A 14,027-nucleotide genomic window follows, 5' to 3' on the forward strand; every position below is an offset into this window, starting at 1 on the left:
TTCAGGTTCCTGTAGCGGCCGCCAGCGCTGGCGTACCAAAGATGCGTTCAATCTCCGCACGGGCGCGGTGCGATGCCATCAGCTGGTCCAGCAGTTGGCGCCGGCTGTCAAACAGGCTGCGCTGGGCATCCAGCACGTCCAGAAAGCTGAACTTGCCCAGCGAGAAGCCACGCACGGCCAGGTCATAGGCGGACTGCGCCGTGGGCAGCACCTGGCTTTGCAGCAGCGCCACCTGCTGGTTGCTGCTGAGCCACTGCTGGCGCGCTGCAAACACCTGGGCCTGCAGTTGCAGGCGCTGGTCCTGCAGTTGCTGCTCGGCCTGGTCCACCTTGCGCAAGGCCTGCAGCTGGTTGCCGGCATTGCGGTCAAACAGCGGCAAGGGGATGCTGACGCCGACAAACACCTGGTTGCGCCCAACATCCCGGGCGCGCTTGACGCCCAGGCTCACCGTCGGATCCTGCACGCGCTTGCTGCGCTCGACCGCCGATGCGGCCTGGCTTTGCGCCAGCGCGCGCTGGGCTAGCAGCATGGCGGGCGCCTCATCCAGACGCTGGTCCAGTTGCTCGGCGGTCGGTGCCGCCGTGGTGGTCAAAAAGTCGCCGCTGGCCAGGCCCAGCTCGGCGCCGCGCCCGCCCCAGAGCGCGGCCAGGTTCTGCTGCGCCACGCCCGTCAAGGCGCGGGCCTGCTCCAGCTCCATGGCCGCATTGGCCTGCGCCACCAGGGCGCGGCTGGCCTCCAGCGGTGGCACCTTGCCCGCCTGCACCCGTTTGTTGGCTGCGTTCAGCGCCTGCGTCGCCAGCGCATGGATTTGGGTCGCAAAATCCACCCGCTGCTGGGCCAGCAGCAGCTCGTTGAAGTTGAGGAGCAGCTGGTAGCGCAAGGCCGCCAGTGCCGCCGTCACCCCCGCCTCGGCCGCTGCCTTTTCGGTATCAGCCAGCTGCATGCGCGCCTCGCGCTTGCCACCCAGCTCGATCAGCTGGTTGATCTGCACGGTGTGGGTACGGGTCTCGGGCCGGGTGTCTTCGATATTGACCGAGAGCTCCGGGTTCGGGCGTGCCTGGCTTTGCATCACCAGGCCGTCGGCAGCGGCCGCGCCATAGCGGGCTGCTTGCAAGCCCGGGTTGGCGGCCAGGGCCTTGTCCCAGGCGGCGGCCAGCGTGATGGTTGGCGTGGCCTGCGCAGGCGCTTCGACATAGGTTTCTGCATGGGCCTGGGGCAGCCAGGCGCTGGCCAGCGCGGCGCTCAGCAACCAGGCAGGCCATGCGGGGCGGGGTGATGGGGTGCCGGCCCTTTTGGGGGCTAGCGGCGGGGTGGTCATAGCGGCTTCTCCTGTGGTGGCGGACCGCGCACAACCAGGCCTTGGCAGCGCAGGGCCAGACAGAGTCGGCCCGCAGCGCAGACCCCAGTTGCAGGCGGTATCCCTATGCGATGCCAGCGACTGTAGAAAGCGGCAACCAACACCAGGCCGACGGAAAGATGACAAATTTGTAATCCACGCCCGCATCGGCCATCAGAGACAATGGCGGCCATGAGACTGCTGCTGATTGAAGACGAAGCCAAGCTCGGCGAGTACCTTCGCAAAGGTCTGGCCGAGGAGAGCTACACAGTCGATGTCGCCACCAACGGCATCGATGGCCTGCACCTGGCCATGGAGCTGGACTACGACCTGGTCGTGCTCGACGGCATGCTGCCCGGCATCGACGGTTTTGCCGTGCTGGCGGCATTGCGCCAATCCAAATCCACCCCGGTGCTGATGCTGACGGCCCGCGCCGATGTGCAAGACCGGGTGCGCGGTCTGCAAAGCGGTGCCGATGACTACCTGATCAAGCCCTTTGCGTTTTCCGAACTGGTGGCCCGCATCCAGGTGCTGCTGCGCCGCGCGCAGGCCCACCCGGCGTCGCCCGAACCCACGGTGCTGCGCCAGGCCGATCTGGAGCTGGATCTGATCCGCCGCAAGGCTGTGCGTGCCGGTGTGCGGCTCGATCTGACAGCCAAGGAATTCAACCTGCTGGCGCTGCTGCTGCGCCGCCAGGGCGAGGTGCTGTCGCGCACCGAACTCGCCTCCCAAGTCTGGGACATGAACTTTGACAGCGAGACCAATGTGGTCGAAGTGGCCGTGCGGCGCCTGCGCATGAAGGTCGACCAGCCCTTTGCCACGCCGTTGATCCACACCGTGCGCGGCATGGGCTATGTGCTGGAGAGCCGGGCCCAGCCATGAGCGCAGCGCCAGCCGTACCGCACCTGGGGCGCCGGCTCTCGCGCTGGATGGCGCTGCTGTCCATGCTGGGCCTGGGCGCTGTCAGCCTCGTGGTGTTTCTGGTGTTTGACAACACCTTGTCGGCTCGCCAAAAGGAGATGCTCGACCAAAAGCAGCAGTCCCTGATGCATGTGCTGCGCGACGACAGCACGGCCCACCGCGACAAGGCGCTGGACCACCTGCTTACCGATTTTCTGGCCGGCCACGGCGACTATGCGATCCGCGTGGTGGACAACGAGGGCCATGTGCTGTTCGACAGCATCCCGGCCGACTGGAGCAGCCACCACACCATGCGCCGGAGCTTTGCCGTGGGCATCACCGCGCCCCAGTACCACCAGGCGCGTGCTGCTACTGCCACCTTGGTGATGGACCTGCGCCCGGACGAGGAGCTGCTGCGCGGCCTGGGCTGGACCTTGTTTGCGGCCATGGTCGCCGGCTCCCTGCTGCTGGCGCTGTTTGGCGGCCTGCTGGTGCAGCGCAGCCTGCGGCCCATCGCGTCGCTGGTCTCGCAGATCAGCATGCTGTCGGCCCGGGATTTTGAGCGCAGGCTGGACGGAGGCGGCCTGCCCCAGGAGCTGCAGCCCATCGTCACCCAGTTCAATGCCTTGCTTGATCGCCTCGCCGATGCCTACCGCCAGCTCGAAGCCTTCAATGCCGATGTGGCGCATGAGCTCAACACGCCGCTGGCTACTTTGATCTCCAGCACCGAGGTGCTGTTGCGCAAACCCCGCGCGGTCGATGAGCTGCGCGATGTGCTGGCCTCCAACCTCGAAGACCTGCGCCGCATCGCCGGCATGGTGGGCGACATGCTGTTTCTGTCACGCGCCGACCAGGGCGTGGGCGCGCGCGAGACGGGCGTGGTCAGCCTGGCCGCTGTGGCCCAGGATGTCGTTGAGTTCTATGAAGCTGTCGCGCTCGATGCCGATCTGCGCCTGGATGTCATCGGCGACGCCCATGCCCAGGTCGATGCGCCGCTGCTGCGCCGCGCGCTGTCCAACCTGCTGAGCAATGCCACCCGCTATGCGCTGGCCGGCTCGGCCATCCGCATCGACATTCGCACGCGCTGGCAGCACGAGCATGCCCATGCCGTTATCTCTGTGACCAACACCGGGCCAGACATTGCGCCCGAACACCTGCGCCATCTGTTTGACCGCTTCTACCGCGCTGATGCCTCACGCCACAACTCGGAGCGCAACCATGGCCTGGGCCTGGCCATTGTCAAAGCCATCGCCAAGATGCATGGCGGCTCGGTGTTTGCGCAGTCACAGGGCGGCGAGACAACGTTTGGGCTGATTCTGCCGGTAGCGCCCGCCGTTTAACAGAGCGCTACCCGACTGCCGCGATCAGCCCCGGGTTGCAACCTACGGCTTGCTTTGCATATATAATTAGCCACCTTACTATAAGCCGCCACCATGCAACTCGCCCAAAAGTACAACGCCCTGCTCGACGAAGCCCAGCGGCGCGGCATGCCCGATGTGGCAGGGATTCGCCTCTGCTTCCAGACGCTCACGCTGGCAGGAGACGTTGACCGCGACTGCGCCCGCCTGCTGGCGCCGCATGGCCTGTCGGAAGGGCGCTTTGTGCTGCTGTTCCTGCTGGACGCGGCGCCCGATGGCCTGGCGCCCAACATCCTGGCCGAGCGCGCGGGCGTGACCCGGGCGACGGTTACCGGCCTGCTCGATGGCCTGGAGCGCGAAGGCCTGGTGGCCCGCCATGCCGAGGCCAGCGACCGCCGCGCGCTGCGCATACGGCTCACCGGCAAAGGCCAGCAAGTGGCACAACAGGTATTTGCGCAGCACAGCCACTGGATCGCAGGGCTGTACGGTGGCCTGTCAGCCAACGAGCGCCAGCAGTTGGCCCAGCTGCTGGACAAGGTAGCCCGCAACCTGGGCCAAGCAGCGCCATGAGCAGCCCGCGCAAAGGTGCCAGCCGCGCTGCGGATATCCCCGCCGATATGCTGCAAGCGCTGTCCAACGGCGAGATCGCCACCGCCACCCTGGCTGAATGCACGGCGCTGAACCAGGCGCAGTTGCTGCGCACAGTCTTTCCTGGTCTTTCTGCCCAGACCTTGCAGCAGGCCGATGCTGCTTGCGCGCTGGGCATCCTTAAACGCATGGGCCGCATGGGCGAGCTGCTGCTGGATGCGCTGGGCCCCGAGGGCATCGCGCAGTGCCGCAGCCACCCGGCAGATACCGTGCGCGGCTGGGCCTGTTTTATGGTGGGCGCCCTAGCGGGGTTGGCCCTGCCGGCACGGCTGGCCGCCATTGAAAGCCTGGCCGATGATGGGCATTTTGGGGTGCGCGAATGGGCCTGGATGGCCTTGCGCCCGCACCTGGCCAGCGATCTGGACCAGGCCATCGCGCAGCTGATGCCCTGGACGGCATCACGGTCTGACAAGCTGCGCCGCTTTGCCTGCGAGGCACTGCGGCCGCGCGGCGTCTGGTGCGCGCACATCGCCGCGCTCAAGAAGGCGCCTGCGCAGGCCCTGCCACTGCTGCAAGCGCTGCGTGCTGACCCTTGCGTCTATGTGCAGGACTCCGTCGCCAACTGGCTCAACGATGCTGCCAAAGACCAGCCCGACTGGGTGCGCGAGTTGTGCAGCCAGTGGCTGGGCGATGCGCCATCGCCCAGCACCGAACGCATCTGTCAACGCTCGCTGCGCAGCATTCGCTGAAAGAAGCCCCCGCCATGTCCTGCTATCTTGTCGAACTCTATACCCCGAACGCCACCTGGCAGGCGCTGCCTGCTGCACAGCGCCAGCAGTTCCTGTCCGCCATCGGCCAAGGCCTGGGCCAGCTCTCCAGCCTGGGGATTGAGCTGCTGTCGCTGGCCCCTACCGATGCCGCCATTGCGCAAGCCAGCCCGCACCAGTTTCTGGGTATCTGGCGCTTTCCTGATCCACAGGCGCGCGATGCCTTGCTCGCCGCCATTGAGGCCAGCGGCTGGTACCGCTACTTTGCGCATGTGAATGCCGCCAGTGGCACAGGCACGGTGGATGCGCATCTGGCGGCATTGGCAGCGGCTTGAGGGGCCTGCCCACTCAGGCGTAGGCCTGTGCGTCCTTGTCCGTAATCGCACGCAGCACACGCGCCGGGTTGCCCGCGCTCACCACGCCTTCGGGCACATCCTTGGTGACGATGGCGCCGGCCGCAATCACGCTGCCCGCGCCGATGCTGACGCCGGGCAGCACCTGCACGCCAGCTCCAATCCAGACGTTGTCGCCAATGGTGATGGGCAGGGCAAACTCCAGGCCCTGGTTGCGCCGTCCGGCATCGAGCGGATGGCCGGAGGTGTAGAGGCCGACGTTGGGCGCGATGAAGACGTTGTTGCCGATGCGGACCTTGGTGGCATCGAGGATGACCAGGTTCACATTGGTATAGAAGTTGTCGCCAATCTCGATGTTGAAGCCGTAGTCACAGAGAAACGGGCCATCGAACACGGGGTTGCGGCCCAGCTTGCCCAGCAGGCCGCGCAGAATCACTTCGCGCTCGGCACGTTGGTGCGCGCCAATCTGCTGGAAGGCAAACAGCTTTTCCTTGGCGGCATCGCGCAGTTGCAGCACGCTGGGGTCATGGTTGGCGTCGTACAGCAGGCCGGCAGCGGCTTTTTCCATCTCGGTCATCGGTATCTCTCGTCCTCTCGGTGGCAAAAGGACTGAGTCTAGCTGCCTCTTGGCTGGCCTCCGATGACCTGGCTGTGGATGGGCTTCAAGCGCCCGTCGCCGCAGCGGCCGGTGCAACACGCAGCGGGATCGTCACCGGGCCGTCGTTCATCAGGTAAACCTTCATGTCCGCACCAAAGCGGCCGGTCGCCACCTGGGGGTGCAACGCACGCGCCTGCGCCACCACATAGTCGTACAGGCGCTCGCCATCGGCCGGTGGCGCGGCCTGGGTAAAGCTGGGGCGGTTGCCGCCGCTGGTGTCTGCCGCCAACGTGAACTGGCTCACGATCAGCAGGCCACCGGCCACATCGACCACGCTCTTGTTCATCTTGCCGGCCTCGTCCTGGAAGATGCGCAGCTTAAGCATCTTGGCCAAAAACTTATCGGCTTCTGCCTGGCTGTCGCCGCGCTCGGCGCAGACCAGGGCCAGCAGGCCATGACCGATCTGGCCGATCACCTGGCCATCCACTTCAACACGCGCTTCGCGCACCCGTTGCAATACGCTGATCATGGGAGATTCTTGCTTCCGGAAAGGCGGCAGGCCCAAACGCTGCAGCCGGGGTTCATGGTTCAGGGGCTGGGTGCATCGCCAACGCGCTGCACGGCCTCGGTCTGGGTTTGCACGCCCAGGGGCAGCACTTCCATGCTGATGCGCGCCTGCGGCAGCTCTTGCAGCAGCGCTGCTTCCAGCTGCATGCGCAGCTGGGTGGCATGGGCCAGGCTCCAGTCGCCGGGCATGTGCAGGTGCATGTCGATAAAGTGCAGCGCGCCGGCGCGGCGGGTGCTGAGCTTGTCGCAATGCACGGCGCCAGCGGTTTGGGCCTCAAAGGCACGCACGCAGCGCTCAATTTTTGCAAGGGTCTCGGCATCGATGGATTCGTCCATCAGCCCCTGCGACGAGCGCCAGACCAGCTTGCCGCCTTCTTTGAAGATATGCAGCGCCACCGCAATGCCCAGCACCGCATCCAGCCAATGCCAGCCGGTCAGCATCGCCAGCAGCAAGCCGCCAACCACGCCGACCGAGGTCCAGACATCGGTCATCAGGTGGCGGCCATCGCCTTCCAGCGCCATCGAATGGTGCTCGCGCGCTGCGCGCAGCATCACCCAGGCCAGCCCGCCGTTGAGCGCCGTGCTGAACATGGACAGCGCAATGCCCCAACCCAGCTGTTCCAGCGGCTGGGGGTGGAGCAGGCGGTCCACGGAGGCCCAGACGATGGCCATGGCCGCGCCAAAGATCAGCAGGCCCTCAAAGCCGGCCGAGAAGTATTCCGCCTTGGTGTGGCCATAGGGGTGGCCCTCATCGGCCGGGCGCTTGGCGATGGTCACCATGCCCAGCGCAAACAAGGCGCCCACCAGGTTGACCAGCGACTCCAGCGCATCGGACAACAAGCCCACCGAGCCGCTGACGGCCCAGGCGCTGGTCTTGAGGGCAATGGTGGCAATGGCCACCACCACCGAGATGCGCAGCAGGTTCTCGGGCGTGGTCCAGCGGCTGTGCGCTGCGGCGGATAAGGCGGGCTTCATGGCGGGCGGGTGTGGAGGGGCTTAGAGCAGGCGCGCCTTCACGGTCTTGCCCTTGACCCGGCCGCTGTTGAGCCGGTCCACCGCCTTGTGGGCGATGTCGCGGCTGACGGCCACATAGGTCGAGAAGTCGTTCACATTGATCTTGCCGATCTGCTCCTTGGTATAGCCAAAGTCGCGCGTCATCGCGCCCAGCACGTCACCGGCACGGATCTTTTCCTTGCGCCCGCCAATGATCTGGATGGTGCGCATCGCCGGCACCATGGGCTGGTTGGATGCGGGGGTCAGCTCGCTCAGCGGGTGCCACTGCGACTCGCGGCCTTGCAGCACCTCGATCTTGCCGACCGAGCCCATCTCATCCATGCTGGCCAGGCTCAGCGCCAGGCCTTCGGCATCGCCCCGGCCGGTGCGGCCGATGCGGTGGATATGCACTTCGGCATCGGGCGTGGTGTCCACGTTGATGACGGCGGCCAGGTTGGCGATGTCCAGCCCGCGCGCGGCCACATCGGTGGCCACCAGCACGCTGCAACTGCGGTTGGCAAACTGCACCAGCACCTCGTCGCGCTCGCGCTGCTCCAGCTCACCAAACAGCGCCAGCGCGCTCACACCTTGGGCCTGCAGCACTTCAACCAGGTCGCGGCATTGCTGCTTGGTGTTGCAAAAGGCGATGGACGATTCAGGCCGGAAATGCGCCAGCAGCTGCGATACGGCATGCAGGCGCTCGCTTTCCTTGACCTCGTACCAGCGCTGCTCGATCTTGTGGGCGCTGTGCTGCGAGGAGACCTTGACGGTCTGCGGATCGCGCATGAAGCGCTCGGCCAGCTGGGCAATGCCCTCGGGGTAGGTGGCCGAGAACAGCAGGGTCTGGCGCTCGGCCGGGCACTGGCTGGCCACGGTGACGATATCGCCATAAAAGCCCATGTCCAGCATGCGATCGGCCTCGTCCAGCACCAGGGTGTTGAGGGCGGCCAGGTCGATCACGTTGCGTTCCATCAGGTCCATCACCCGGCCCGGGGTGCCGACGATGATATGGGCGCCGTTTTCCAGGCTGGCGATCTGGTTGCGCGAAGGCACACCGCCGTAGACGGTGACGACCTTGATGTTCTCTTCGGCGCGCGCCAGGCGGCGGATTTCGGTGGCGACCTGGTCGGCCAGCTCACGGGTGGGGCAGAGCACCAGCGATTGCACGGCAAACCAGCGCGGGTTCAGGCGGGCGAGCAGGGCCAGGCCAAAGGCGGCCGTCTTGCCGCTGCCGGTGCTGGCCTGGGCGATGACATCCTTGCCTTGCAGCGCAAAGGGCAGGCTGGCCGCCTGGATCGCCGTCATCTGCGTATAGCCCAGCTGCTGCAGATTGGCCTGCATGGTCTGGCCCAGTGGCAGTTGGCTGAAAGAGGTGGCGTCCGCTGCGTTGGCGGGGGTGTTGGTTGCGTTCATGCCGAGATTATCCCGCGCCCGGGCTAGTGGCCGCCAACCACCCGGCGGGAAGCCCTGAAATCCGCCCTCGTCCGCAGCGCTGCAGCCACGCGATTTGTCATGCCGCAGCCCCAAAGCAGATGCACAATGGTGCATGACCTATACCAAACCTGCCTTTACCGCACCGACCAGCCACCGCACGGCTCCATCCGCGCTGGCGCAGGTGCAGGCCATCTATGCCGAACAGATCGGTTTTCTGCGCCAGGCCATGCAACGCTTTGTGGCCGGCGAGACCCCGGAGGCCCCCTACCGCGCCTGCTACCCCTTTGTGCGCCTGCACACCCGCACCGTGGCGCGGGCCGACAGCAAGCTCGCCTACGGCTTTGTCGAGGGCCCCGGCCACTACGAAACCACGCTCACCCGCCCCGACCTGTTTGCCGGCTACTACGCCGAGCAGTTCCGGCTGCTGATCGAGAACCACGGCGTGGAGCTGGAAGTGGGCACCAGCAACCAGCCCATTCCGATCCATTTCTCGTTTGCGGACAACGACCACATCGAAGGCCAGCTGAGCGCTGAGCGCCGCATGCTGATGCGCGATGTGTTTGACCTGCCCGATCTGCACGCGATGGACGACGGCATCGCCAACGGCACTTGGGAGCCCAAGCCGGGCGAGGCGCAGCCGCTGTCCCTGTTCACCGCACCGCGCATGGATTACTCGCTCCAGCGCCTGCGCCACTACACCGGCACCCTGCCCGAGTGGTTCCAGAACTTTGTGCTGTTCACCAACTACCAGTTCTATATCGACGAGTTCATCCGCCTGGGCCGCGCCGAGATGGCCAACCCGGACAGCGAATACATCGCCTTTATCGAGCCGGGCAATGTGGTGACCCGCCGCCAGGGCCTGGCGCCCGAGGCCGTGGATGCACTGGGCAACCCGCCACCACGCCTGCCGCAGATGCCCGCCTACCACCTGGTGCGCGCCGACCAGTCGGGCACCACCATGGTCAATATTGGCGTGGGCCCGGCCAATGCCAAGACCATCACCGACCACATTGCCGTGCTGCGCCCCCATGCCTGGATGATGCTGGGCCACTGCGCCGGCCTGCGCAACAGCCAGCAGCTGGGCGACTATGTGCTGGCCCATGCCTATGTGCGCGAGGACCATGTGCTGGACGAAGAGCTGCCACTGTGGGTGCCCATCCCTGCGCTGGCCGAGATCCAGGTGGCCCTGCAGCAGGCCGTGGCCGATGTCACCCAGGTGCCCGAAGACGACCTCAAGCGCTTCATGCGCACGGGCACCGTGGCCAGCACCGACAACCGCAACTGGGAGCTGCTGCCTGACAACACGCCCCAGCGCCGCTTCAGCCAGAGCCGGGCCGTGGCGCTGGACATGGAAAGCGCCACCATTGCCGCCAATGGCTTCCGCTTCCGCGTGCCCTACGGCACCCTGCTCTGCGTGAGCGACAAGCCGCTGCACGGCGAGATCAAGCTGCCTGGCATGGCCAACCACTTCTACCGCGAGCGGGTGGACCAGCATCTGCGCATCGGCATGCGGGCGGTCAATATCCTGCGCGAAGGCGGTGTGGATCGCTTGCACAGCCGCAAGCTGCGCAGCTTTGCCGAGGTGGCCTTCCAATAAAAGCCGCACCGGCAGCGCCCCTACTCCAATGCCAGCACAAGCGTGCTGGCTTTTTTACTTATGGGGAACTACCTAACTGCAAACCCTGTGGATAACTGTGCGCCTCACTTCCACAATGGTCGGCGGGCCGTAAAGAAGCCTTTGCGCCCGCACCATAACAACCAGGAGACACAGTGACCACAGCCATCCTCCCTCCACTCCGGCGCTTTATCCCTCTGACGGCCGTCGCCAGCGCGGTCCTTGCACTGGCCGCTTGCGGCAGCGGCGGCTCCCACAGCTTCAATTTTGACGAGGCCAGCCTGGCGCTGGCCAAGCAGCAGGTGGCGGCCAGCCAGATCGGCCTGCCCACCAGCGGCGCCACGGTGACCTCGACCGAAACGCCCACAGCTTCTACTGGCGCGCAGCCTCCCGCTTCGGTGCGGGCCAATATCTCGATCGCTCCGGTCGACCCCGGCGCCCCCGCCATCAAGATGGGCCTGCTGCTGCCCAAGGAGTGGAATGGCAAGGTGGTGATGGTGGGCGGTGGCGGCTACAACGGCGTGATGCCCAGCCTCTACACCTACCCGGCCGCCCCTGCCAGCCAGGGCGCCTACCCGCTGCTCAACCAGGGCTATGCAGTGTTCGGCAGCGATTCCGGCCACCAGGCCGGTGCAGCCGGCAGCCGCGATGGCAGCTTTGGCACGAATGACGAAGCGGTCGCCAACTTCTCCGGCGCTGCGCTGAAAAAGGTCAGCGATGTGGCCGATGTGCTGGTGACGCGCTTTTACGGCAGAAAGCCGGACAAGCGCTACTTCATGGGCGGCTCCACCGGCGGGCGCGAGGCGCTGGCCGTGGCCCAGAAATGGCCGTCCGACTGGGATGGCGTGGTGGCCTGGTACCCCGCCTGGAACGCCGCCAGCCTGGATCTGCAGTTTGGCCGCATCAGCCGCGCCTTTGCCCAGCCGGGCGCCTACCCGAGCCTGGGCCAGCGCAAGCTGCTGCGCCAGGCCGCGCTGGAGAAATGCGATGCGCTCGACGGCGTGCAGGACGGCGTGGTCAGCAACGTAGCCGCCTGCAACAGCCAGTTTGACCCGGCCACCGCCACTGTGGGCGGCCAGCCGCTGCGCTGCGCCGCTGGCGCCAGCCAGGAGGGCTGCCTGTCCGATGCGATGATCAGCGCGCTCAAGACCTACAACAGCGAAATCCGCTTCAGCGCCCCGCTGGGCAGTGGCGAGACGCAGTACCCCGGCTTCAACGTCTGGGGCTCGGAGCTGGGTGAGGAAGGCAGCAGCCCGCTGCAGCCCACCGTCAACCTGCTGGCGATGAACACCACCGCCCCGGCCAGCCCCACGCCGCTCACAGCCCCGTACTGGGCGGTGTTCTGGGACCAGTGGGTGCGCTATTTTGTGACCCGCGATGCCAACTTTGATGCGCTGTCGCTGGACCCGCAAAACCCCGGCGCCTGGAGCGACCGCATCAACCAGCTCACCAAGCTGCAGGACATCAACAGCACCGACCTCTCCGCCTTCAACAAGCGCGGCGGCAAGCTGCTGATGGCCCATGGCACGGCCGACGTGCTCGTCAGCTCCCGCGCCACCGAGCAGTACTGGCAGCGCCTGGAGCAGACCATGGGCGCCCCTGCCGTCAAGAGCTTTGCCCGTTACTACGAAGTGCCCGGTTACGGCCATGCGGCCAGCACCGCCTTCAATGCCAACTGGGATTCGCTCAAGGCGCTGGACCAGTGGGTGACCGCCGGCACCGCCCCTGGCGCCCAGGTGGTCAGCGACACCGCTGGCGTGCCGGGCCGCACCCGGCCGCTGTGCGAGTACCCGACCTGGCCGCGCTACAAGGGCAGTGGGGATGTGAACTCGTCCGACAGCTACAGCTGCGCATCTAACTGAAAAGCCTGCTTTAACCCTTCATCCTTTGTTAGCCGCTTGCGCCCTTGAACAGGGTGCAAGCGGCTTTTTGATGGTCGACTGGGATGGTGCTGAACCATATTGACCACAACAAAATGAATCGAAATGATTCAAAAGGCATCTTTTTCGTTATTATTTATATTGAATGTATTTATTGATTAAATAAATAATATGCATTTTCTCCAACCATGCGCTCCTTCCTTGGTACCCCTTATTTGTCACTGAAAGCTACGTATGTTCCGAACTTTGCATGACCGTCCTTGCACATCACCAGCAACCCGCTTTGCGCTGCATAAGTCAGTGCTGCCAACCGCTGGGCTGCTGGCACTCTGCTTGGCCAGTGCCGCTGCGCAGAGCCAAACCATCACCTACACCCCAACGACGCCCCAAGTGGCTCCCGATGTAGTGCCTGCAGGGGTGGGCGCCATCAGGGTCATCGTCACGGGCGGTGCAGGCGGTGCAGGCTCCTACGACGGAGTCCCGGGCGGCAGAGGCGCTGCAGGTACCCAGGTTGAAGCCATCGTCCGTGTGCAGCCAGGCCAAACCATCACGGCCATCGCGGCTGGCGGTGGGCAAGGTGGCGCTACCTATGCACGCGATGCCGACCTGACGGGTGGGCCGGGCGGCAGCGGCCAAGGTGCTGGCGGCGATGGTGCTGCCAGGAATGTCGGCTTTATCAGTGCCGGCGCCGGCGGTGGTGGGGGTGCCTCGTTCCTGAATGTCGGCGGTGCCTGGGTTCGGGCGGGCGGTGGTGGTGGTGGTGGCGGCGATTCCTTCCGTGCGCCGCAAGTGGCAGACGCATCGGCAGTGGCGCTGTTCACAGCAGAGGCTGTCGCATGTGCCGTGCCTGCGTCAGGTGAGCCGGGCCTTCGAGGAACGGTAGACGGCGGCGGCGGAGGCGGTGGTGGCGGTGGCTACCTAGGTGCAGTGGGCACGGGCGGCAATTTTGGTCAGGATGGTGGGCCCAGTGCCGAACCCGGCGGTATGGGCGGCTCTTGCACCTTGAGCGCTGGGAGCAATACCATCAGCAATCCAACGGCCTCGGTCCCTGGCGCACCTACGGCACCCGTTGGTATCACCGACCCCGCAACCAATGGGATCGATGGCCTGGTGTCTTTTGAGTACATATTCCAACCTACGGTCACCATCGCCTGCGACCCATCGGCCCTGACGGACAGCGCTGGCCAGCAAGCCGTCTGCACAGTGACCGCCAGTACCGCCGCACCAAGCGGGGGCCTTTCGGTGCCTTTCAGCATTTCGGCTGCAGATCCGCAGTACAGCACCCAAAACTGCAGCAGCCCGGTCGTCATTCCTGAGGGCGCCACCCAGGCCCCCGCCTGCACCATCATTGCCAATGACAACCAGGTTGCTGGCGAAGCAGCGGTGACGGTCAGCCTGCAGATCAGCGACAGCGATGACTACCTGACAGGCACCCCAGCGGAGGCCAGTGTCGTCATCAGCGATAACGACAGCAACACGGGTACACCTGTCGCAACGCCTCAGGCCGTTCCATCGCTGAGTGGCTGGGCCAGCTTGCTGCTGACCGGTGTGCTGGCGTGCCTGGCCTGGATGCGCCGCAAGACCATCATGGGCCGCTGACCCGATACGCGATGCCATGAAAAGCGGCCTGCGCCCCCA

Annotated in this window: 13 protein-coding genes; 8 read left to right on the forward strand and 5 right to left on the reverse strand. The window is 65.7% G+C overall.

What is annotated here, in order from left to right; translation table 11 throughout:
• Window position 1 precedes the first annotated feature (1 nt).
• A complete protein-coding gene (locus tag EDF71_RS02850; RefSeq protein WP_133855129.1) occupies window positions 2-1,318 on the reverse strand; it encodes a TolC family protein in 1,317 nt (438 codons plus the stop codon).
• A 210-nt stretch (window positions 1,319-1,528) separates the two neighbouring features.
• Here EDF71_RS02850 and EDF71_RS02855 point away from each other — a divergent pair, with 210 nt between their 5' ends.
• The 5 genes from EDF71_RS02855 to EDF71_RS02875 all read left to right on the forward strand — a co-directional run bounded on the left by EDF71_RS02855 (window position 1,529) and on the right by EDF71_RS02875 (window position 5,284).
• Entirely contained in the window at window positions 1,529-2,218 is a 690-nt protein-coding gene (locus EDF71_RS02855; protein ID WP_166656436.1) for a heavy metal response regulator transcription factor, read from the forward strand.
• Window positions 2,215-3,576: a heavy metal sensor histidine kinase gene (locus EDF71_RS02860; protein ID WP_133855131.1), complete on the forward strand. Its 1,362-nt coding sequence runs from the start codon at window positions 2,215-2,217 to the stop codon at window positions 3,574-3,576. The genes EDF71_RS02855 and EDF71_RS02860 overlap by 4 nt, the downstream gene beginning before the upstream one ends.
• 93 nt (window positions 3,577-3,669) lie before the next feature.
• Window positions 3,670-4,164, forward strand: coding sequence for a MarR family transcriptional regulator (locus tag EDF71_RS02865; RefSeq protein ID WP_133855132.1), 495 nt, complete (start codon window positions 3,670-3,672; stop codon window positions 4,162-4,164).
• Window positions 4,161-4,931 carry a DNA alkylation repair protein gene (locus EDF71_RS02870; protein ID WP_133855133.1) on the forward strand — a complete coding sequence of 257 codons (771 nt, stop codon included), beginning with the start codon at window positions 4,161-4,163 and terminating at the stop codon, window positions 4,929-4,931. Before EDF71_RS02865 ends, EDF71_RS02870 begins: the two co-directional genes overlap by 4 nt.
• A 14-nt stretch (window positions 4,932-4,945) precedes the next feature.
• Window positions 4,946-5,284, forward strand: coding sequence for a DUF6616 family protein (locus EDF71_RS02875; protein ID WP_133855134.1), 339 nt, complete (start codon window positions 4,946-4,948; stop codon window positions 5,282-5,284).
• 13 nt (window positions 5,285-5,297) lie between these two features.
• On the opposite strand, the gene EDF71_RS02880 is transcribed toward EDF71_RS02875, so the two are convergent.
• The 4 genes from EDF71_RS02880 to dbpA all read right to left on the reverse strand — a co-directional run bounded on the left by EDF71_RS02880 (window position 5,298) and on the right by dbpA (window position 8,873).
• The gene (locus tag EDF71_RS02880) at window positions 5,298-5,879 is read right to left on the reverse strand and encodes a sugar O-acetyltransferase (RefSeq protein ID WP_133855135.1); all 582 of its coding nucleotides are present in this window, start codon (window positions 5,877-5,879) and stop codon (window positions 5,298-5,300) included.
• An 85-nt stretch (window positions 5,880-5,964) separates the two neighbouring features.
• Window positions 5,965-6,429: a D-aminoacyl-tRNA deacylase gene (dtd, locus tag EDF71_RS02885; RefSeq protein WP_133855136.1), complete on the reverse strand. Its 465-nt coding sequence runs from the start codon at window positions 6,427-6,429 to the stop codon at window positions 5,965-5,967.
• 59 nt (window positions 6,430-6,488) lie between these two features.
• Window positions 6,489-7,442, reverse strand: a complete 954-nt coding sequence (locus tag EDF71_RS02890) for a cation diffusion facilitator family transporter (protein WP_133855137.1) — start codon at window positions 7,440-7,442, stop codon at window positions 6,489-6,491.
• A 21-nt stretch (window positions 7,443-7,463) separates the two neighbouring features.
• Window positions 7,464-8,873, reverse strand: a complete 1,410-nt coding sequence (dbpA, locus tag EDF71_RS02895; protein WP_133855138.1) for an ATP-dependent RNA helicase DbpA — start codon at window positions 8,871-8,873, stop codon at window positions 7,464-7,466.
• Between the two features lie 133 nt (window positions 8,874-9,006).
• On the opposite strand from dbpA, the gene EDF71_RS02900 reads away from it, so the two are divergent.
• From EDF71_RS02900 to EDF71_RS02910, 3 genes are all read left to right on the forward strand, one after another.
• Window positions 9,007-10,491 carry an AMP nucleosidase gene (locus tag EDF71_RS02900; protein WP_133855139.1) on the forward strand — a complete coding sequence of 495 codons (1,485 nt, stop codon included), beginning with the start codon at window positions 9,007-9,009 and terminating at the stop codon, window positions 10,489-10,491.
• 173 nt (window positions 10,492-10,664) lie between these two features.
• Window positions 10,665-12,371: a tannase/feruloyl esterase family alpha/beta hydrolase gene (locus EDF71_RS02905; protein WP_133855140.1), complete on the forward strand. Its 1,707-nt coding sequence runs from the start codon at window positions 10,665-10,667 to the stop codon at window positions 12,369-12,371.
• 318 nt (window positions 12,372-12,689) lie between these two features.
• Window positions 12,690-13,988 carry a hypothetical protein gene (locus tag EDF71_RS02910; RefSeq protein ID WP_133855141.1) on the forward strand — a complete coding sequence of 433 codons (1,299 nt, stop codon included), beginning with the start codon at window positions 12,690-12,692 and terminating at the stop codon, window positions 13,986-13,988.
• Window positions 13,989-14,027: the final 39 nt, after the last annotated feature.

Origin of the sequence: Comamonas sp. JUb58, from assembly GCF_004364775.1 — a bacterium.
In the GTDB taxonomy this organism is placed as follows: domain Bacteria; phylum Pseudomonadota; class Gammaproteobacteria; order Burkholderiales; family Burkholderiaceae_C; genus Comamonas.